The sequence below is a fragment of the Enterobacter cloacae complex sp. FDA-CDC-AR_0164 genome (genome assembly GCF_003071645.1).
In the GTDB taxonomy this organism is placed as follows: Bacteria; Pseudomonadota; Gammaproteobacteria; order Enterobacterales; family Enterobacteriaceae; genus Enterobacter; species Enterobacter ludwigii.
The window spans coordinates 614,528-635,710 of the sequence record NZ_CP028950.1; the positions used below are offsets into that span (position 1 = coordinate 614,528).

At 54.4% G+C, this 21,183-nt stretch carries 15 protein-coding genes; 7 read left to right on the forward strand and 8 right to left on the reverse strand.

Annotated elements, in window-relative coordinates:
* The first annotated feature begins 105 nt into the window (after nucleotides 1-105).
* On the forward strand, nucleotides 106-768 hold the full coding sequence (gene can / locus AM410_RS03035) for a carbonate dehydratase (protein WP_020882596.1): 663 nt from the start codon (nucleotides 106-108) through the stop codon (nucleotides 766-768).
* A gap of 101 nt (nucleotides 769-869) precedes the next feature.
* Here can and hpt read toward each other — a convergent pair whose 3' ends face one another.
* Nucleotides 870-1,406, reverse strand: a complete 537-nt coding sequence (gene hpt, locus AM410_RS03040; protein WP_025205381.1) for a hypoxanthine phosphoribosyltransferase — start codon at nucleotides 1,404-1,406, stop codon at nucleotides 870-872.
* Between the two features lie 207 nt (nucleotides 1,407-1,613).
* Here hpt and AM410_RS03045 point away from each other — a divergent pair, with 207 nt between their 5' ends.
* Nucleotides 1,614-4,004, forward strand: a complete 2,391-nt coding sequence (locus AM410_RS03045) for a glucose/quinate/shikimate family membrane-bound PQQ-dependent dehydrogenase (RefSeq protein ID WP_020882595.1) — start codon at nucleotides 1,614-1,616, stop codon at nucleotides 4,002-4,004.
* 96 nt (nucleotides 4,005-4,100) lie between these two features.
* Here the strand turns inward: AM410_RS03045 and cueO are convergent, their stop codons facing one another.
* Complete coding sequence (gene cueO / locus AM410_RS03050; RefSeq protein ID WP_032679633.1) at nucleotides 4,101-5,660, reverse strand: multicopper oxidase CueO; 1,560 nt, start codon at nucleotides 5,658-5,660, stop codon at nucleotides 4,101-4,103.
* A gap of 145 nt (nucleotides 5,661-5,805) precedes the next feature.
* Between cueO and AM410_RS03055 the strand changes: the two genes are divergently transcribed.
* The 3 genes from AM410_RS03055 (at nucleotide 5,806) to speD (ending at nucleotide 7,934) form a co-directional block, all read left to right on the forward strand.
* Nucleotides 5,806-6,153 carry a YacC family pilotin-like protein gene (locus tag AM410_RS03055; protein WP_014882582.1) on the forward strand — a complete coding sequence of 116 codons (348 nt, stop codon included), beginning with the start codon at nucleotides 5,806-5,808 and terminating at the stop codon, nucleotides 6,151-6,153.
* 116 nt (nucleotides 6,154-6,269) lie between these two features.
* The gene (speE, locus tag AM410_RS03060) at nucleotides 6,270-7,139 is read left to right on the forward strand and encodes a polyamine aminopropyltransferase (protein WP_014168661.1); all 870 of its coding nucleotides are present in this window, start codon (nucleotides 6,270-6,272) and stop codon (nucleotides 7,137-7,139) included.
* The gene (speD, locus tag AM410_RS03065) at nucleotides 7,140-7,934 is read left to right on the forward strand and encodes an adenosylmethionine decarboxylase (RefSeq protein ID WP_014168660.1); all 795 of its coding nucleotides are present in this window, start codon (nucleotides 7,140-7,142) and stop codon (nucleotides 7,932-7,934) included.
* Between the two features lie 31 nt (nucleotides 7,935-7,965).
* Here the strand turns inward: speD and yacL are convergent, their stop codons facing one another.
* Nucleotides 7,966-8,328, reverse strand: a complete 363-nt coding sequence (gene yacL / locus AM410_RS03070) for a protein YacL (RefSeq protein WP_014168659.1) — start codon at nucleotides 8,326-8,328, stop codon at nucleotides 7,966-7,968.
* 188 nt (nucleotides 8,329-8,516) lie between these two features.
* Nucleotides 8,517-11,114, reverse strand: a complete 2,598-nt coding sequence (gene acnB, locus AM410_RS03075) for a bifunctional aconitate hydratase 2/2-methylisocitrate dehydratase (RefSeq protein ID WP_020882592.1) — start codon at nucleotides 11,112-11,114, stop codon at nucleotides 8,517-8,519.
* Nucleotides 11,115-11,526: 412 nt separating this feature from the next.
* Between acnB and AM410_RS03090 the strand changes: the two genes are divergently transcribed.
* The gene (locus tag AM410_RS03090) at nucleotides 11,527-13,065 is read left to right on the forward strand and encodes a DUF3300 domain-containing protein (RefSeq protein ID WP_073397178.1); all 1,539 of its coding nucleotides are present in this window, start codon (nucleotides 11,527-11,529) and stop codon (nucleotides 13,063-13,065) included.
* Nucleotides 13,066-13,075: 10 nt separating this feature from the next.
* Entirely contained in the window at nucleotides 13,076-13,867 is a 792-nt protein-coding gene (locus AM410_RS03095; protein WP_020882590.1) for a DUF2950 family protein, read from the forward strand.
* A 53-nt stretch (nucleotides 13,868-13,920) separates the two neighbouring features.
* Here AM410_RS03095 and lpdA read toward each other — a convergent pair whose 3' ends face one another.
* The 4 genes from lpdA to pdhR all read right to left on the reverse strand — a co-directional run bounded on the left by lpdA (nucleotide 13,921) and on the right by pdhR (nucleotide 20,993).
* On the reverse strand, nucleotides 13,921-15,345 hold the full coding sequence (gene lpdA, locus AM410_RS03100) for a dihydrolipoyl dehydrogenase (protein ID WP_020882589.1): 1,425 nt from the start codon (nucleotides 15,343-15,345) through the stop codon (nucleotides 13,921-13,923).
* A gap of 198 nt (nucleotides 15,346-15,543) precedes the next feature.
* Entirely contained in the window at nucleotides 15,544-17,427 is a 1,884-nt protein-coding gene (aceF, locus tag AM410_RS03105; RefSeq protein WP_050737497.1) for a pyruvate dehydrogenase complex dihydrolipoyllysine-residue acetyltransferase, read from the reverse strand.
* Between the two features lie 14 nt (nucleotides 17,428-17,441).
* A complete protein-coding gene (gene aceE / locus AM410_RS03110; protein ID WP_014168653.1) occupies nucleotides 17,442-20,105 on the reverse strand; it encodes a pyruvate dehydrogenase (acetyl-transferring), homodimeric type in 2,664 nt (887 codons plus the stop codon).
* A 123-nt stretch (nucleotides 20,106-20,228) separates the two neighbouring features.
* A complete protein-coding gene (gene pdhR / locus AM410_RS03115; RefSeq protein WP_013095596.1) occupies nucleotides 20,229-20,993 on the reverse strand; it encodes a pyruvate dehydrogenase complex transcriptional repressor PdhR in 765 nt (254 codons plus the stop codon).
* Between the last annotated feature and the right edge of the window lie 190 nt (nucleotides 20,994-21,183).

Genomic DNA, 21,183 nt, shown 5'->3' on the forward strand with positions numbered 1-21,183 from the left:
ATTAAACTTACCTTAGGTTCTGACACACGTTGTGTGGTTTCATTAAAAGTCGAGTTACCCTATATTAGCGCAACGCAATCACTCGGTTACAGGTCGCTAACCTCCATGAACGACATAGATACACTCATCAGCAACAATGCACTATGGTCAAAAATGCTGGTGGAGGAAGACCCCGGATTTTTTGGAAAGCTCGCGCAGGCGCAAAACCCACGCTTTCTCTGGATTGGATGTTCCGACAGCCGCGTTCCGGCAGAGCGCCTGACAGGCCTCGAGCCTGGCGAACTGTTTGTGCACCGTAATGTTGCCAACCTGGTGATCCATACCGACCTCAACTGCCTTTCGGTTGTTCAGTACGCCGTTGACGTTCTGGAGGTCGAGCACATCATTATTTGTGGCCACTATGGCTGCGGCGGTGTGCAGGCCGCGATTGAAAATACCGAACTCGGGTTAATCGATAACTGGCTGCTGCATATCCGCGATATCTGGTTCAAACATAGCTCACTGTTGGGTGAAATGCCGCAGGAGCGTCGTCTCGATACCCTTTGCGAGCTGAACGTGATGGAGCAGGTTTATAACCTTGGCCATTCCACCATCATGCAATCGGCGTGGAAACGCGGGCAAAAAGTCTCGATCCACGGCTGGGCGTACGGTATTCACGATGGTTTGCTTCGTAACCTGGAAGTGACCGCCACCAACCGTGAAACGCTTGAGCAGCGTTATCGTTCCGGGATAGCTAACCTGAAGCTCAAGCACGTCAACCATAAATAGCTGCCTGTAAGCGGTTCAGATAAAAACAAAACGGCAACCCGGGTTGCCGTTTTTACTGTGTGTTCCCTCGTCAGAGGGCAACAGACCGCACGTCACAAACCTTACTCGTCGAGCAGGATCACTTTACCCACATACGGCAGATGACGGTAACGCTGCGCGTAGTCAATGCCATAGCCCACGACGAACTCGTCAGGGATAGAGAAGCCGACAAACTCTACCGGCACCTGCACTTCACGGCGGCTGGGTTTATCCAGCAGGGTGCAGATCGCCAGGGATTTTGGCTCACGCAGGCTCAGGATCTCGCGCACTTTAGAGAGCGTGTTGCCGGAGTCGATGATGTCCTCAACGATCAACACATCTTTGCCACGAATATCTTCATCCAGATCTTTCAGGATTTTCACATCACGGGTTGTGGACATGCCGCTGCCGTAGCTGGAGGCGGTCATAAAATCGACCTCATGGGACACCTGCACTTCACGGCACAGGTCTGCCATGAACATGAAAGAGCCACGTAAAAGACCGACCAGCACCATTTCGCTGCCGCTGTCCTTGTAATGTTCGGTGATTTGACGACCCAGTTCGGCGATACGCGCTTTGATCTCGGCTTCCGGGATCATCACTTCAACAGTATGTTTCATATTACTAACCATATGATTTTAATGAAAATCTCTCAATGCGGATGAATGTTACTCCGGCATCGATACGCAAGCCAGCCATTATATCAGTAAATGGATACACCTGGCGCATGAGTTATAAAAAGCAAATATTGTGATTCCGATCACACTTGTTAATACCTATAATTAGTTGCTAGCAAATAATTAACAAAACTGACGAGTACACTTTCTATGGCTGAAATAAAAACTCAACAGCCACGTCTACTGGTGACATTAACAGCGCTATTCGCCGCCTTTTGCGGCCTGTATCTGTTAATCGGTGGCGTCTGGCTGGCCGCAATTGGCGGCTCCTGGTACTACCCTATTGCGGGTCTGGTTATGCTTGGCGTAACCGTCCTGTTGTGGCGTAGAAAACAATCCGCGCTATGGCTTTATGCTGCATTACTCCTCGCAACCATGATCTGGGGCGTCTGGGAAGTCGGTTTCGACTTCTGGGCACTGACGCCGCGCAGTGACATCCTGGTCTTCTTTGGTATCTGGCTGATCCTGCCGTTCGTGTGGCGTCGCCTGATTGTTCCTTCAAGCGGTGCCGTTGCGGCGCTGGTGGTTGCCCTGCTGATCAGCGGCGGCATTCTCACCTGGGCCGGTTTTAACGACCCGCAGGAGATTAACGGTACGCTGAATGCCGAATCCACCCCAGCTGCGGCTATCTCGCAGGTCGCGGATGGCGACTGGCCAGCTTATGGCCGTAATCAGGAAGGTCAGCGCTACTCCCCGCTCAAGCAGATCAACGCGGACAACGTTAAGAACCTGAAGGAAGCCTGGGTATTCCGTACCGGCGACCTGAAGATGCCAAACGATCCGGGTGAACTGACCAACGAAGTGACGCCGATTAAAGTCGGTAACATGCTTTATCTGTGCACCGCGCACCAGCGTCTGTTCGCGCTTGACGCGGCCACCGGTAAAGAGAAATGGCACTTCGATCCACAGCTGAACTCCAACCCGTCGTTCCAGCACATCACCTGCCGTGGCGTCTCTTACCACGAAGCGCGTGCTGATAATGCGAGCCCTGAAGTCATTGCCGACTGTCCTCGCCGCATCATGCTGCCGGTAAACGATGGCCGCCTGTTCGCGATCAATGCCGAAACCGGTAAGCTGTGTGAGACCTTTGCCAACAAAGGTATCCTGAATCTGCAGACCAACATGCCGGACACCACGCCGGGTCTGTATGAGCCAACCTCACCGCCGATCATCACCGATAAAACTATCGTGATTGCCGGCTCGGTAACCGATAACTTCTCCACCCGCGAAACCTCTGGCGTTATCCGTGGTTTTGACGTGAACACCGGTAAACTGCTGTGGGCCTTCGACCCGGGCGCGAAAGATCCAAACGCGATCCCATCGGACGAACACACCTTTACCTTTAACTCACCTAACTCCTGGGCACCGGCGGCGTATGACGCGAAGCTGGACCTGGTCTACCTGCCGATGGGCGTCACCACGCCAGACATCTGGGGAGGTAACCGTACGCCTGAGCAAGAGCGTTATGCCAGCTCTATCGTGGCGCTGAACGCGACCACCGGTAAACTGGCCTGGAGCTACCAGACTGTTCACCACGACCTGTGGGATATGGACATGCCGTCCCAGCCGACGCTGGCCGACATTACCGTTAACGGCAAAACCGTTCCGGTGATTTATGCACCCGCGAAAACGGGCAACATCTTTGTACTGGATCGCAGCAACGGTAAGCTGGTTGTCCCGGCACCCGAAAAACCCGTTCCGCAGGGCGCTGCCAAAGGCGACTATGTCACCAAAACACAGCCGTTCTCTGACCTGAGCTTCCGTCCGAAGAAAGATCTCAGCGGTGCAGACATGTGGGGTGCCACAATGTTTGACCAGCTGGTGTGCCGCGTGATGTTCCATCAGCTGCGCTATGAAGGTATCTTCACGCCACCTTCTGAGCAGGGCACGCTGGTCTTCCCGGGTAACCTGGGCATGTTCGAATGGGGTGGGATCTCCGTTGACCCTAACCGTCAGGTGGCGATTGCCAACCCGATGGCCCTGCCGTTTGTCTCTAAGCTTATTCCACGCGGTCCAGGCAACCCAATGGAGCAGCCTAAAGATGCTAAAGGCAGCGGTACTGAAGCGGGTATTCAGCCGCAGTATGGCGTGCCATACGGTGTCACGCTGAACCCGTTCCTGTCGCCGTTTGGTCTGCCGTGTAAACAGCCTGCCTGGGGTTATATCTCCGGCCTGGATCTGAAAACTAACCAGATCGTCTGGAAAAAACGTATTGGTACGCCTCAGGACAGCATGCCGTTCCCGATGCCGGTTCCTGTCCCGTTCAATATGGGTATGCCAATGCTGGGTGGTCCAATTTCTACCGCCGGTAACGTGCTGTTCATCGCGGCAACCGCCGATAACTACCTGCGCGCGTACAACATGACCAACGGTGAAAAACTGTGGCAAGGCCGTCTGCCAGCAGGTGGACAGGCAACGCCGATGACCTATGAAGTGAATGGCAAGCAGTACGTTGTCATCTCTGCGGGTGGTCACGGTTCGTTTGGTACGAAGATGGGCGACTACATTGTGGCTTATGCTTTACCCGACGACGCTAAATAACTAACACCGCCAACGGTAAAAAAAACGGCAACTTCGGTTGCCGTTTTTATTGCTTATCCCCTCTGGACCGGGGTCTGGGCATCAGGGCACACGATATTAAACCGTGAACCCCAGCATCATGCCCGTATCTTCATGCTCCAGCAGATGGCAGTGCGCCATATAGGCAAACGCCTTCGGTGCCTCGTGGTCAAATTTCACCAGCACCTCACTGACGCCACCTTCAACCCTGACGGTGTCTTTCCATCCCGCGCGGTGCGCCTGTGGCGCGTTACCGTTTTCAGAAAGGATGCGGAACTGGGTACCGTGAATATGGAACGGATGCAGCATCATGTCGCCTTCGCCTGAAATCACCCAGCGTTCAAACTGCCCTTTTGTGGCAGCAAACATTGGCGTGTTCATGTCGAACGCTTTGCCGTTGATCATGTTGGCATTGTGGAAATCGAAATCATGGCCACCGTGCCCCATACCGCCCATTTTACCGTGGTCCATATTCATATGGCCCATCATCTCTCCGTGGTGCATACCCGCCATCGCCTGATTGCCATATTTCGCCATCAGTGCCTGCATGCCCATCATGTCGAGCATCGGGTTCATGGACAGTTGCAGCTTGCGTTGGGTCAGGCCCTCGAGAGAAGGTAGCGCCGGCAGCGTGGTCAGGGTATCCGGCAGCATGCCCGAGGCCGTGACCTGTAGCGGCTGGATCTGCAGCACCGGGTGCGGCTTATCAAAGGGTGCAACCGCCATTCCCATCTGACTGACCGGTAGCGTGACCAGGTCAAACGGTTTGCCGTCGCTGATATCCACCAGCACCTCAAAACGTTCCCCCATCAGCATCGGTAGCGTATCCACCTTCACCGGTTCAGGCAGCAGCCCCCCGTCGCTTGCGACCACGTACAGAGGGCGTTTATCGCTGGTGGCGAAATTCAGTGAGCGGGCGTTACAGCCGTTGAGCAGGCGTAAGCGCAGCCAGCCTTTCGGTGCCGCATGCTGCGGGTAAATGGCACCGTTGGTCAGCAGGGTGTCGCCAAACCAGCCTACCGCCGCGCTCATGACGTCCAGCTGGTAATCAATTTGCCCGTCAGCGGTGAATTTTTTGTCCTGCACAATGACCGGCACATCATCGATGCCCCACTGTTTGGGCAGGCGCAGCAAACGGCTTTCGTCATCTTCAATCAGCACCAGCCCCGCCAGCCCCATCGCCACCTGATGGCCCGTTTTGCCATGCTGATGGGGGTGGAACCAGCAGGTCGCGGCGCGCTGGTCCGGGGTAAAAGTCACGCTTCGCTTACCGCCCGGTTTTATGATGCCCTGCGGCCCCCCATCCACCTCGCCCGGCACTTCCAGTCCGTGCCAGTGCAACGTGGTCTCCTCAGCCAGCGTGTTATGGATATCCACCGTCACCGCTTTCCCTTTACGTAACTGAAGTGCCGGGCCGAGAAGATTGCCGTTATAACCCCACGTTGTCGCGCTGTGTGCGCCAAAGGTCGTTTTACCGGACTGGACAACAAGCTGGATGCGGCTACGGGCATCCGCGGTGAGTAAATCAGGGATCGGTAAGGCAGGTCTGTCGGCCGCAAAAGCCGCGCGGCTCCACAGCGGTAAAGCGCTGGCTACGCCAAGCGCAACGGAATATTTTAAAAAATCACGGCGTTGCATGTTCATTTCCTTATTTCCAGCAGGCGATCTTTTGAGCATAAACCCTCCCCTTACCGGAAGGTCAAGTAAAGCGGCAATAATAAAGATCGTCGGCCTGGCATCAAGTATGCTAACGTTAATTTTCCGTGATGCAGTGGTAGAAGCAATGAAGACGTTTTTCAGAACAATTTTGTTCGGTAGCCTGATGGCGATGTGTGCGAACAGTTACGCGCTGAGTGAAAATGAAGCGGAAGATATGGCCGATCTGACGGCAGTTTTTGTCTTTCTGAAAAACGATTGTGGTTACCAGAATTTGCCCAACGGGCAGATTCGTCGCGCACTGGTCTTTTTTGCCCAGCAAAACCAATGGGATCTCAGCAACTACGATAGCTTCGACATGAAGGCGCTCGGCGAAGACAGCTACCGCGATTTAAGCGGTATTGGTATCCCTACCGCCAAAAAATGCAAAGCGCTGGCTCGCGATTCACTCAGCCTGCTCGCCTACGTGAAATAACCTTCCCGACGCCCCCTTGTTGAGCCTATAGCCGTGCAACCACGGTTATAGTTAGCTATCATGTTTCGCTCATTTTTTGTGAGCGTAACGGATGTTAACAAAGGAGGAGTCCGCGTATGGCCGACCACACGTTGTGGCATGAAACACTGCATGACCAGTTTGGTCAGTACTTTGCCGTTGATAACGTGCTCTATCATGAGAAAACCGATCACCAGGATCTGATCATCTTCGAGAATGCCGCCTTTGGCCGCGTGATGGCGCTGGATGGTGTCGTGCAAACGACCGAGCGCGACGAGTTTATCTACCACGAGATGATGACCCACGTTCCGCTGCTGGCACACGGGCATGCGAAGCATGTTCTGATTATCGGTGGTGGTGATGGCGCAATGCTGCGTGAAGTCTCCCGCCATCAATCCATCGAAACCATTACGATGGTGGAAATTGATGCCGGCGTGGTCTCTTTCTGTCGTCAGTACCTGCCGAACCATAACGCCGGTAGCTATGACGATCCGCGCTTCAGTCTGGTCATTGATGATGGGGTTAACTTCGTTAATCAGACGACCCAGACCTTCGACGTTATTATCTCCGACTGTACCGACCCGATCGGTCCCGGCGCGTCGCTGTTTACCTCCGATTTCTACGAAGGCTGCAAGCGCTGTCTGAAGCCGGGCGGGATTTTCGTGGCACAAAACGGCGTCTGCTTCCTGCAGCAGGATGAAGCACTCGACAGCCACCGCAAGCTGAGCACCTATTTTGGCGATGTCAGCTTCTATCAGGCCGCTATTCCGACGTACTACGGCGGGATCATGACCTTTGCCTGGGCGACGGATAACGACGTACTGCGCCATCTCTCCACCGAAATTATTCAGGCCCGCTTCCACCAGGCCGGTCTTACGTGCCGTTACTACAATCCGGCAGTTCATACCGCAGCGTTTGCCTTACCGCAGTACCTGCAAGACGCATTATCCACTAAGGGGGTGAGCTAATTGAAAAAGCTTAAACTGCATGGCTTTAACAACCTGACCAAAAGCCTGAGTTTTTGTATTTACGATATCTGCTATGCCAAAACAGCGGAAGAACGCGATGGTTACATCGCCTATATCGATGAACTCTACAATGCCAACCGCCTGACCGAGATCCTGTCAGAAACCTGTTCGATTATCGGCGCGAATATCCTGAATATCGCCCGTCAGGATTATGAACCTCAGGGTGCCAGCGTCACGATTCTGGTCAGCGAAGAGCCGGTCGACCCTCAACTTATCGATAAAACAGAACATCCGGGCCCGCTGCCGGAAGTGGTCGTCGCCCATCTCGATAAAAGCCACATCTGCGTGCACACCTACCCGGAAAGCCATCCTGAAGGCGGGCTGTGTACCTTCCGTGCCGATATCGAAGTGTCGACCTGCGGTGTGATCTCCCCGCTGAACGCGCTGAACTATTTAATCCACCAGCTGGAATCCGATATCGTGACGATTGATTATCGCGTGCGAGGCTTTACCCGTGACATTAACGGCATGAAGCACTTTATCGATCACGAGATCAATTCCATTCAGAACTTTATGTCCGACGACATGAAGTCGCTGTATGACATGATGGATGTGAACGTGTATCAGGAAAATATCTTCCATACCAAGATGTTACTTAAGGAGTTCGACCTTAAGCACTACATGTTCCATACCCGACCAGAAGATTTAAGCGAAGAAGAGCGCAAGGCCATTACTGACCTGCTCTGGAAAGAGATGCGCGAAATCTACTACGGCCGCAATATTCCGACCGTGTAAGCCGCGCTGGGAGCAAGGACGCTCCGGTGTGCTATTTCTGTTTCATGAACGCCCGGTACGCCGTCACGACTTGCAAAAAGTCTTCTACGCCGCACAGCGACAGACTCTCTTCATCGTAGTAGCTCATCCCCTCTTCCATCTCATCACCGGAGAATTCAAGCTGGTTGGCACGCACCATCACCTCTTCGCCATCCATCCACAGCGTGTATTCGTGCCCGGCACGTTGCCAGGAGCGTTCACTGCCTTTCACCGTATTTGCCGCCTGTTCAACTTCGTCCAGAAGGGCGAGATTCTCTTTCACCTCTTCGTTGAACCAGTGTCCAACAGCTTCGTGGCCCATCGACATACGCACTTTCACCACTCCAGTGATGTCGCGCAGAAATTCGTAATCCATAGTATTTTCCTCTGCAAAGCCATTACGCTAATTATCGCAGCAGAGAGGAAGAAAAAAAGCGTGGGAGGCAGGAGGAATGAAAATAAAAAGGTGAGAGCAAGACCTTGCGGTCTGTTGCCCTCACCCTGTCCCTCTCCACAGGAGAGGGTGCAAACACAAAACCGCCTCCGCGGAGACGGTTTAGCTGTTTATACTGCCGTCTGGAAGATAACCCCGTCAGCCTTCTCGGTGTACTGAGAGAGCTGGTCGAAGTTCAGATAGCGATAGGTATCTACCGCCGTCTTATCCACCTGAGCCACAAAGGTCTGGTACTCTTCCGGCGTTGGCAGTTTACCAATCAGTGCCGCAACCGCCGCCAGCTCCGCAGAGGCCAGGTAGACGTTAGCACCGGTACCTAAACGGTTCGGGAAGTTACGGGTAGAGGTGGAAACCACCGTCGCACCGTCAGCCACGCGCGCCTGGTTACCCATACACAGGGAACAGCCAGGAATTTCGATACGCGCACCGCTCTTACCGAACACGCTGTAGTAGCCCTCTTCGGTCAGCTGAGCCGCATCCATACGGGTTGGCGGAGCCACCCACAGACGCGTTGGCAGCTGGCCTTTGTGAGTATCCAGCAGCTTACCGGCAGCACGGAAGTGGCCGATGTTGGTCATACAGGATCCGATGAACACTTCGTCGATCTTGTCGCCCTGAACGTCTGAAAGCAGACGCGCATCGTCCGGATCGTTTGGTGCACACAGGATCGGCTCTTTGATATCCGCCAGATCGATGTCGATCACTGCCGCGTATTCTGCGTCAGCATCGGCTTCCAGCAGCTGTGGATCCGCCAGCCATTTTTCCATGCCCTGGATACGGCGCTCCAGCGTACGACGGTCGCCGTAGCCTTCTGCAATCATCCACTTCAGCAGCACGATGTTAGAGGTCAGATACTCAATAATCGGTTCTTTGTTCAGCTTGATGGTACAGCCAGCAGCAGAACGCTCCGCGGACGCATCGGTCAGTTCGAATGCCTGCTCGACTTTCAGATCCGGCAGACCTTCAATTTCCAGAATACGGCCAGAGAAGATGTTTTTCTTCCCTTTCTTCTCAACGGTCAGCAGACCCTGTTTGATGGCATACAGAGGGATAGCATGCACGAGGTCACGCAGGGTGATACCCGGCTGCATTTTGCCTTTGAAGCGCACCAGAACCGATTCTGGCATATCCAGCGGCATCACGCCGGTCGCAGCAGCAAACGCCACCAGCCCCGAGCCCGCCGGGAAGGAGATACCGATTGGGAAACGGGTATGGGAATCACCACCGGTACCGACGGTATCAGGCAGCAGCATACGGTTCAGCCAGGAGTGAATAACACCGTCACCCGGACGCAGCGACACACCGCCACGGTTCATGATGAAGTCAGGCAGCGTGTGGTGCGTGGTCACGTCAACCGGCTTCGGATACGCGGCAGTGTGACAGAAGCTCTGCATCACCAGGTCAGAAGAGAAGCCCAGGCACGCCAGGTCTTTCAGTTCATCACGGGTCATTGGGCCAGTGGTGTCCTGAGACCCCACAGAGGTCATCTTCGGTTCGCAGTACGCGCCAGGACGGACACCGGCGACGCCGCAGGCGCGACCCACCATTTTCTGCGCCAGGGAGTAACCACGATTGCTTTCCGCCACATCTTTCGCATGACGGAACACGTCGCTGTGCGGCAGACCCAGCGCTTCACGCGCTTTGGTCGTCAGGCCACGACCGATGATCAGCGGAATACGGCCACCGGCACGCACTTCGTCAATCAGCACGTCGGTTTTCAGCTCAAAACTCGCCAGCAGTTCGTTGGTTTCGTGGTTGCGCACTTCACCTTTGAACGGGTAAACGTCAATCACGTCGCCCATATTCAGGTTAGAGACATCCACTTCGATCGGCAGTGCGCCCGCATCTTCCATGGTGTTGAAGAAGATTGGCGCAATTTTGCCGCCCAGCACCAGGCCGCCGCCACGTTTGTTAGGCACATGAGGGATGTCATCGCCCATGAACCACAGTACGGAGTTGGTCGCGGACTTACGGGACGAACCGGTACCCACTACGTCACCGACGTATGCCAGCGGGAAACCTTTTTCCTGCAGAGCTTCGATCTGTTTGATCGGGCCAACGCTGCCCGGCTGATCCGGCTCAATACCTTCACGGGCGTTTTTCAGCATCGCCAGCGCGTGCAGAGGAATATCAGGACGAGACCACGCATCCGGTGCCGGAGAGAGGTCATCGGTGTTAGTTTCACCGGTCACTTTGAAGACGGTAACGGTGATTTTTTCAGCCAGTGCAGGACGGTTCAGGAACCATTCGGCATCGGCCCAGGATTGCATAACCTGTTTCGCGTAGGCGTTGCCGGCTTTGGCTTTTTCTTCCACATCGTAGAAGTTATCGAACATCAGCAGCGTTGAGGAGAGCGCTTTGGCGGCAATCGGTGCCAGCGTGTCGTTATCCAGTGCGTCAATCAGCGGATGAATGTTGTAGCCACCCTGCATGGTACCGAGCAGTTCAATAGCTTTTTCAGGAGTAACCAGTGGGGAGGTTGCTTCGCCTTTGGCGACGGCGGCAAGGAATCCGGCTTTTACGTAGGCAGCTTCATCTACGCCAGGCGGTACACGGTTGATCAACAGATCTAACAGGAATTCTTCTTCGCCCTTAGGCGGGTTCTTCAGCAGCTCGACGAGCGCGGCCATTTGGGTTGCATCTAAAGGTTTGGGTACAATTCCCTCGGCGGCACGTTCTGCTACGTGCTTACGGTATTCTTCTAGCACGACGGTTCTCCTCGCTCTCATTGTCATATGCGGCGGGCGTTCTCTTCACGCTCCTGTGAGACAGCAGTTTGTAGGGTAAATGCCCGATACCGCGTCGGGCAGCATAGCAGGATTTCTGCACAGTGTTAATCCGTTTACAAAAAAGCAACATTAAAAAATTTGCTGAATCGTTAAGCATGGTGTAGCGGGCAGGTGCAACGAATTCTGACTGCAAAAACCGTGAGTGCGACCTTCTGAATATTCCGGCGGCATTTCAGCCATCCGATATAATTGTGTAATAAATACTCACACTCTTTATCCGGACGTACCGGATGATTCCCCACAAAAGTCAAAACAGTAAAAGACGGGTGATTGATACTCACGCCAACCGTAACGCCTCACGGCACAGCGCTTGTCTCGTTGGAGTCATTTTATGAAGTTGCCCTTTAAGCCACAACTGCTTGTCCTTCTGTGCAGTGTCGGGCTGTTTGCCGCCTCAGGCGTCATGTTCGTTAAAAGCCGCGCAACGGAGCCTGTGGCTCCTGCCCCCGTCGCACAACAACCGGCTGCGCCGCCTGCCGCCCCTGCCGTTCAGCCAGCACCGGTCGCCGCGCCAGCCTACACGGCCGCGCAAATTGATCAGTGGGTCGCCCCCATCGCGCTCTACCCGGATGCCCTGCTATCGCAAATTTTGATGGCTTCGACTTACCCGGCCAACGTCATCCAGGCGGCACAGTGGTCAAAAGACAACCCTAAACTGCAGGGTGATGCCGCCATTCAGGCCGTGGCGAATCAACCCTGGGATCCGAGCGTGAAATCACTGGTGGCGTTTCCTCAGCTGATGTCCCTGATGGGCGAAAATCCACCCTGGGTGCAGAGCCTGGGCGACGCGTTTCTCGCGCAGCCGAAAGATGTGATGGATTCCGTGCAACGTCTGCGTTTGCTGGCGCAGCAAACCGGTGCATTGCAATCAACACCGCAGCAAACGGTCACCACCGAGACAAAACCGGCCCCGGCGAAAACGGCCACCGGCCAGACAACAAGCACCGCCACGACGTCAGCCCCGACGGTCATTAAAATTGAGTCTGCCGACCCGCAGGTGGTTTACGTTCCCACCTACAACCCGAATACCGTGTATGGCACCTGGCCGAACACCGCTTATCCGCCCGTCTATTTACCGCCCTCTCCGGGAGAGCAGTTTACGGACAGTCTGGTCAAAGGCTTAGGGTTCAGCCTGGGCGTGGCGACCACCTACGCTATTTTCAGCAACATCGACTGGGATGATGACGATGACTGGGATCACCACCATGATGACGACTGGGATCATCACGGCGGCTATAACCGCAACGGTGATAACAACATCAATATCAACGTTGAGAACTTTAATAAAATCAGCGGCCAGCGCCTGACGGACGCCAACCGCACCTGGCAGCATAACCCGGCCTATCGTGAAGGAGTGCCCTATCCCACTAACACGCTCAACAATCGCTTCCACTCAACGAACACGGCAACGGGGCTAAGCGCGACGCAGCAAAAACCGGTCAACCGGGACAGCCAACGGCAGGCTGCGCTGAGCCAGATGGAGAAATCAACGGGAAAAACCTTCCCGCAGACCGCGCGTCCGGGCACCAAAGATGCACAGCGTCAGGCGTCAACCGCCCAGCTGAAGCAAATTTCCCAGCGCAACAACTACCGGGGCTACGACACCAAACCGCAAACGGCACAGCGGACAGCCGCTAAGACGCGAGACAGCCGCCCGACCACCCCCCAAAGGCAAGAGAAACGGGTTTCGCAGCCTGCGCGGAGTAGCCAGCCGCGCGCCAATGCGCTCAGCGGTAACGACAGTCGTTCCGCCAACTGGCAAGCCCAGCAGCAGCGAGGTGCCCAGAGCCGGCAACAGGCTGCCCGCCATCAGCAACCGCGCCAGACGTCTACCGGGCGTGCTGAACACCGTGAATTCCGTCACCGTTAAGGAAGCCGACATGAAAAGCAAATTACTCAGTGGGATCGCGTTATTCATGCTGTCGGCCGCCGCAATGGCGCAGCAATCTTTCAGCACGCCAGACCAGGCAACCGATGCGCTGGCCAGCGCCATCAGTGAGCAAAATGAAAGTGCGATGAACACCCTGCTCGGTGAGAACTGGCGTGATTTTCTGCCGCCGGAAGGGGTGGATCCTGATGCCGTGGATCGCTTCCTGCGCGACTGGAAAGTTCGCCACAATACGGTCGTTGACGGGAATAAGGCACATCTTGTGGTCGGTGACAGCGACTGGCAGCTACCGATTCCGGTGATCAAAACCGCCTCTGGCTGGCAATTTGATATCAAAGAAGGGGCTGAAGAGATCCTGACCCGCGAGATTGGCCGCAACGAGCTCGCCGCCATCGAGGCGCTGCACGCGTATGTGGATGCACAGCAAAGCTATTTTGCGCTGAACCAGAAATATGCGCAGAAGATTGTCAGCTCAGCCGGCAAAAAAGACGGCTTATACTGGCCGGCCTCGCCCGGCGAAGCCCCCAGCCCACTCGGTCCGGCCTTCAGCCCGAAAGAACCCGGCACTGGCTATCACGGCTACCGTTTTCGCATCCTGCCGGATAAAAACGGTTTTGCCATGGTGGCCTGGCCAGTCAGCTACGGTCAGACGGGCGTGATGAGCTTTGTAATAAACCAGACCGACAAGGTGTATCAGTCGGACCTCGGTAGCGAGTCAGAGAAGAAAGCGCAGGCGTTACCTGCTTATCACCTGGATCACACCTGGCAACCGGTCGCCCCATAACGCAGGCAAAAAAAAACGCCTCCGGAGGAGGCGTTTCGCAATCATGAAGAAACTTATTTCTTCTTCGCTTTCGCGTTAGGCAGGTCGGTGATGCTACCTTCGAACACTTCTGCCGCCAGGCCAACAGACTCGTGCAGAGTCGGGTGAGCGTGGATGGTCAGCGCGATGTCTTCAGCGTCACAACCCATTTCGATAGCCAGACCGATTTCACCCAGCAGCTCGCCGCCGTTGGTACCGACAATCGCACCACCGATCACACGGTGAGTCTCTTTGTCGAAGATCAGTTTGGTCATACCATCTGCGCAGTCGGAAGCGATAGCACGGCCAGAAGCAGCCCACGGGAAGGTGGCGGTTTCGTAGCTGATGCCTTTCTCTTTCGCTTCTTTCTCAGTCAGACCTACCCATGCCACTTCTGGCTCGGTGTAAGCGATAGATGGGATCACTTTCGGATCGAAGTAGTGTTTCATGCCGGCGATAACTTCAGCGGCAACGTGACCTTCGTGAACACCTTTGTGCGCCAGCATTGGCTGACCGACGATATCGCCGATAGCAAAGATGTGCGGCACGTTGGTGCGCAGCTGTTTGTCAACGCGGATGAAGCCACGGTCGTCCACTTCCACGCCTGCTTTGCCCGCGTCGAGGTTTTTACCGTTCGGCACACGGCCGATAGCCACCAGCACGGCGTCGTAACGCTGTGGTTCGGCAGGGGCTTTTTTGCCTTCCATGGAAACGTAAATACCGTCTTCTTTCGCTTCAACGGCAGTCACTTTGGTTTCCAGCATCAGGTTGAATTTCTTGCTGATACGTTTGGTGAAGACTTTAACGATGTCTTTATCGGCAGCCGGGATAACCTGGTCGAACATTTCAACCACGTCGATCTCTGAACCCAGCGCATGGTACACGGTACCCATTTCCAGACCGATGATACCGCCACCCATAACCAGCATACGCTTAGGTACGGATTTCAGCTCCAGCGCATCGGTGGAATCCCACACGCGTGGATCTTCATGTGGAATGAATGGCAGCTGAATTGGACGGGAGCCCGCAGCGATGATCGCGTTGTCGAAGTTGATAACGGTTTTGCCGTTTTCGCCTTCCACTTCCAGGGTGTTCGCGCCGGTGAATTTACCCAGACCGTTTACCACTTTCACTTTACGGCCTTTGGCCATACCTGCCAGACCACCGGTCAGCTGAGTGATAACTTTCTCTTTCCAGGTACGAATTTTGTCGATATCGGTTTTCGGCTCGCCGAAGACGATACCGTGTTCAGCCAGTGCTTTGGCTTCTTCGATAACTTTCGCAACGTGCAGCAGAGCTTTAGAAGGGATACAGCCTACGTTCAGGCAAACACCACCGAGGGTGTTGTAGCGTTCTACGATTACGGTTTCCAGACCTAAATCAGCGCAACGGAAGGCAGCAGAGTAACCCGCCGGGCCTGCCCCAAGTACCACGACCTGAGTTTTGATTTCAGTACTCATCATGACCTCTTATTGATTTCCGGCGGTCCAGGTACTTGTCGCCCTTCATCCACCGGGACGTTCTATCCGCCCGCAGTTTACAAAATTGTTAACAATTTTGAAACAACAAACGGCTCACGAATTGTCGCTTTTCGCCAATAACCTCACAGACCACATGAGATTAACAGAAAAAAGCCGGCCGACTGGCCGGCTTTTCGATTACATCACCAGGCGGCGAATGTCGCTCAGGGTGTTGTTGATGATGGTGATGAAACGCGCACCATCAGCACCGTCGATCACGCGGTGGTCGAAGGACAGAGAGATTGGCATCATCAGACGCGGCACGAACTCTTTGCCATTCCATACCGGTTCCATCGCGGACTTGGACACACCGAGGATAGCCACTTCCGGCGCGTTAACAATCGGTGCGAAGTGGGTAGTACCCAGGCCGCCGATGCTGGAGATAGTGAAGCAGCCGCCCTGCATTTCGCCGGCAGTCAGCTTACCATCACGCGCTTTTTTGGAGATGGTGGTCAGTTCACGGGACAGCTCAGTGATGCTCTTCTTGTTCACGTCTTTAAAGACCGGAACAACCAGACCATTTGGCGTATCAACCGCAACACCGATGTTGATGTATTTCTTCAGCGTCAGCTTCTGGCCATCTTCGGACAGGGAGCTGTTGAAGCGTGGCATCTGCTCAAGCGCCGCAGCAACGGCTTTCATGATGAAGACGACTGGGGTGAATTTCACGTCCAGTTTACGCTTCTCAGCTTCGGCATTCTGCTGTTTACGGAACGCTTCCAGATCGGTGATATCCGTTTTGTCGAAGTGCGTAACGTGCGGGATCATCACCCAGTTACGGCTCAGGTTGGCACCAGAGATTTTCTGGATACGACCCAGTTCCACTTCTTCGATTTCACCGAACTTGCTGAAGTCCACTTTCGGCCATGGCAGCATGCCCGGGATACCGCCGCCAGCTGCAGCAGCAGGGGCAGCTTCAGCGCGTTTCACCGCGTCTTTCACATAGGCCTGAACGTCTTCGCGCAGGATACGACCTTTACGGCCAGTCCCTTTCACTTTCGCCAGGTTTACACCGAATTCGCGCGCCAGGCGACGAATCAGTGGCGTAGCGTGAACGTAAGCGTCGTTCTCAGCGAACTCAGATTTACCTTCTGCTTTTGCAGCAGGGGCAGCAGCAGGTTTAGCCGCCTGAGCCGGTGCAGCGGCAGGAGCTGGTGCAGCAGCGGCAGCTGGCGCAGCGCCTTCCACTTCGAAGACCATGATCAGAGAGCCCGTAGACACTTTGTCGCCGGTGCTGATTTTGATCTCTTTAACGGTACCCGCGAATGGCGCGGGTACTTCCATAGACGCTTTGTCGCCTTCAACGGTGATCAGTGACTGTTCAGCAGCAACTTTGTCGCCCACTTTTACCATCACTTCGGTGACTTCAACTTCGTCACCACCGATGTCAGGTACGTTGACATCTTTCGCACCGCCAGCAGCAGGTGCAGCGGCCGGCGCTGGCGCAGCAGCCTGAGCAGGCGCGGCAGCAGGTGCAGCACCTGCCACTTCGAAGATCATGATCAGAGAGCCGGTAGAAACTTTGTCACCGGTGTTGATCTTGATCTCTTTAACCGTACCCGCGAATGGCGCCGGCACTTCCATAGAGGCTTTGTCGCCTTCTACGGTGATCAGGGACTGCTCAGCCGTAACGGTATCGCCCACTTTCACTAGGATTTCAGTGACTTCAACTTCGTCACCGCCGATGTCAGGCACGTTGACTTCTTTTGCCGCAGCGGCTGCTGGTGCAGCGGCCGCAGGAGCAGCTTCTTTCTTCTCTTCCTGCGCAGGTGCAGCAGCTGCTGCACCGTCGGCGGAATCGAAAATCATGATCAGTTTGCCAGTCTCGGTTTTATCGCCAACAGAGACTTTGATCTCTTTAACGATGCCAGCCTGAGGAGACGGAACTTCCATAGAGGCTTTATCGCCTTCTACAGTGATCAGCGACTGTTCAGCTTCAACTTTGTCGCCCACTTTGACCAGGATCTCGGTGATTTCAACTTCATCAGCCCCGATGTCCGGTACTTTGATTTCGATAGCCATTCTTCTTTTACCTCTTACGCCAGACGCGGGTTAACTTTATCTGCATCGATGTTGAATTTGGTGATTGCGTCCGCAACCACTTTCTTATCGATTTCGCCACGTTTAGCCAGTTCGCCCAGTGCTGCTACAACCACGTAAGATGCATCCACTTCGAAGTGGTGACGCAGGTTTTCGCGGCTGTCAGAACGACCGAAGCCGTCAGTACCCAGTACGCGGTAATCATCAGCCGGTACGTAAGTACGAACCTGCTCAGCGAACAGTTTCATATAGTCAGTAGACGCAACCGCAGGCGCGTCGTTCATCACCTGAGCGATGTATGGAACGCGTGGCGTTTCCATTGGGTGCAGCATGTTCCAGCGCTCACAATCCTGGCCATCACGCGCCAGTTCAGTGAAGGACGTTACGCTGTACACGTCAGAGCCAACGCCGTAGTCGTTCGCCAGGATCTGTGCCGCTTCACGTACGTGACGCAGGATAGAACCGGAGCCCAGCAGCTGAACTTTACCTTTGCTACCTGCAACGGTTTCGAGTTTGTAGATACCTTTACGGATACCTTCCTCGGCACCTGCTGGCATGGCCGGCATGTGGTAGTTTTCGTTCAGCGTGGTGATGTAGTAGTAAATGTTCTCTTGCGCTTCACCGTACATGCGCTGCAGACCGTCATGCATGATGACTGCCACTTCGTACGCGTAAGACGGGTCGTAAGAGATACAGTTAGGGATAGTCAGAGACTGAATATGGCTGTGACCATCTTCGTGCTGCAGACCTTCACCGTTCAGGGTCGTACGACCAGAAGTACCACCGATCAGGAAGCCACGAGCCTGCTGGTCGCCTGCCTGCCAGCACAGGTCACCGATACGCTGGAACCCGAACATGGAGTAGTAAATGTAGAACGGGATCATCGGCAGGTTGTTGGTGCTGTAAGAGGTCGCAGCAGCCAGCCAGGATGCGCCTGCGCCCAGCTCGTTGATACCTTCCTGCAGGATCTGACCTTTCTCGTCTTCTTTGTAGTAAGCAACCTGCTCACGGTCCTGCGGGGTGTACTGCTGGCCGTTCGGGCTGTAAATACCGATCTGACGGAACAGACCTTCCATACCGAAAGTACGCGCTTCGTCGGCAATGATTGGAACCAGACGATCTTTGATCGACTTGTTCTTCAGCATCACGTTCAGGGCACGAACGAAAGCGATAGTGGTAGAGATCTCTTTGTTCTGCTCTTCCAGCAGCTGAGAGAAATCTTCCAGCGCTGGCAGTTCCAGCTTCTCGGTGAAGTTAGGCTGACGAGCTGGCAGGTAGCCTTTCAGCGCCTGACGACGTTCGTGCAGGTACTTATGCTCTTCAGAACCTTCAGGGAAGGTGATGTAAGACAGGTTTTCTACCTGCTCATCGGTCACTGGAACGTTGAAACGGTCGCGGATATAACGCACGCCGTCCATGTTCATTTTCTTAACCTGGTGAGCGATGTTTTTACCTTCTGCGGTATCACCCATGCCGTAACCTTTGATGGTATGGGCCAGGATTACAGTCGCTTTACCTTTGGTTTCACGCGCTTTTTTCAGTGCAGCGTAAATTTTCTTCGGATCGTGGCCGCCACGGTTCAGAGCCCAGATCTGTTCGTCAGTCCAGTCTGCAACCAGTGCTGCGGTTTCAGGATATTTACCGAAGAAGTGCTCACGAACGTAGGCACCGTCTTTGGATTTGAAGGTCTGGTAGTCACCGTCAACGGTTTCGTTCATCAGCTGGATCAGTTTACCGCTGGTGTCTTTACGCAGCAGTTCGTCCCAACGGGAACCCCACATCACTTTGATCACGTTCCAGCCAGCACCTGCGAAGATGCCTTCCAGTTCGTTGATGATCTTGCCGTTACCGGTTACCGGACCATCCAGACGCTGCAGGTTACAGTTGATGATGAAGCACAGGTTGTCCAGTTTCTCACGGGTCGCAATGGTGATTGCGCCTTTCGATTCTGGCTCATCCATCTCGCCATCGCCCAGGAAGGCGTAGACGGTCTGTTCAGAGGTGTCTTTCAGACCACGGTGTTCCAGATATTTCAGGAATTTAGCCTGATAGATAGCACCGATTGGGCCCAGACCCATGGATACTGTCGGGAACTGCCAGAATTCTGGCATCAGTTTAGGGTGTGGGTAAGAAGACAGACCTTTACCGTGAACTTCCTGACGGAAGTTGTTCATCTGCTCTTCAGTCAGACGACCTTCCAGGAATGCACGTGCATAGATGCCCGGAGAGATGTGGCCCTGGAAGTACACCAGATCGCCGCCGTCTTTCTCGTTAGCTGCACGGAAGAAGTGGTTGAAACACACTTCGTAAACGGTCGCAGAAGACTGGAAGGACGCCATGTGGCCACCCAGCTCCAGGTCTTTCTTGGACGCGCGCAGAACGGTCATGATGGCGTTCCAGCGGATTGCAGAACGGATACGGCGTTCCAGATCCAGATTGCCCGGGTATTCCGGTTCGTCTTCAACGGCAATCGTGTTTACGTAGTTGCTAGCCCCTGCACCTGAAGCAACCTTCACACCGCCTTTGCGGGCTTCAGAAAGCAGCTGATCAATCAGATACTGAGCACGCTCAACACCTTCTTCACGGATGACCGATTCGATCGCCTGTAGCCAGTCGCGAGTTTCGATCGGATCCACGTCATTTTGGAGACGTTCTGACATGGGGGTATTCCTTATCTATCTAATACGTTGATTTGTCTGGAACCTGTCCCATTGTGCTCTTGGGCAAGAACACAATAAGACAGGTTCTGCGTTTAGTTGCCGCGCTCTAAAAAACCCTGGCGCTTAATCCTTTCGTTGCTGTATGCGGCGTAATGAACGTTCGCGACGCGATTGTTCACGGCTGCGGTCCAGCAAGATTTCCTCAATGAAAGCCAGATGTCGGTGCGACGCTTCGCGCGCCTGCTCCGGTTCCCCGGCCATTATCGCCTCGAATACTCGGGTGCGATGGTTGCTTACCAATGGGAGCATGTCCCGACGGGCATACAACAATTCAAAATTCTGACGAACGTTCTGGGCCAGCATCGGCTCCATGCAGCGTAGCAGATGGAGGAGCACAACATTGTGTGCAGCTTCGGTGACGGCGATTTGATACTGGACAACGGCATTGGACTCGGCGTCTAAATCGCCGGATTGCTGTGCCCGTTCAATGGCCTGATGAAGTTCGCGGATACGCACGCGATCTTCATCAGTGCTACGAAGTGCGGCGTAATAGGCCGCGATACCTTCTAGCGCGTGACGGGTCTCAAGCAGATCAAACTGGGATTCTGGGTGGTCAGAGAGAAGTTCTACCAGCGGATCGCTGAAGCTCTGCCACAGGCTGTTTTGCACAAAGGTTCCGCCGCCCTGGCGACGAAGCAGCAAGCCCTTTGCTTCGAGACGTTGAATCGCCTCACGCAGAGAGGGACGTGAAACGTCGAACTGTTTTGCCAGCTCGCGTTCTGGCGGAAGTTTCTCACCCGGGCGCAGTGTCCCTTCGAGGATTAAAAACTCCAGCTGCTGCTCAATCACATCAGATAGTTTTGGTTGGCGAATTTTGCTGTAGGCCATATTCCCTGTCTTACGCCTTTTTGCCCGGAGTCAATTGGTCTTACCAATTTCAAGTTCGTATCGCTAAAGTAACAAAGTATTCACCTTCTGTCCATATTGGTTTTGATTGAAATCAGTAAACCCTGCACATTTTAACAACCTTACAGAAATAACGTTTCAGAAATGTAACTTCGCACAAATGAGTTAGTTA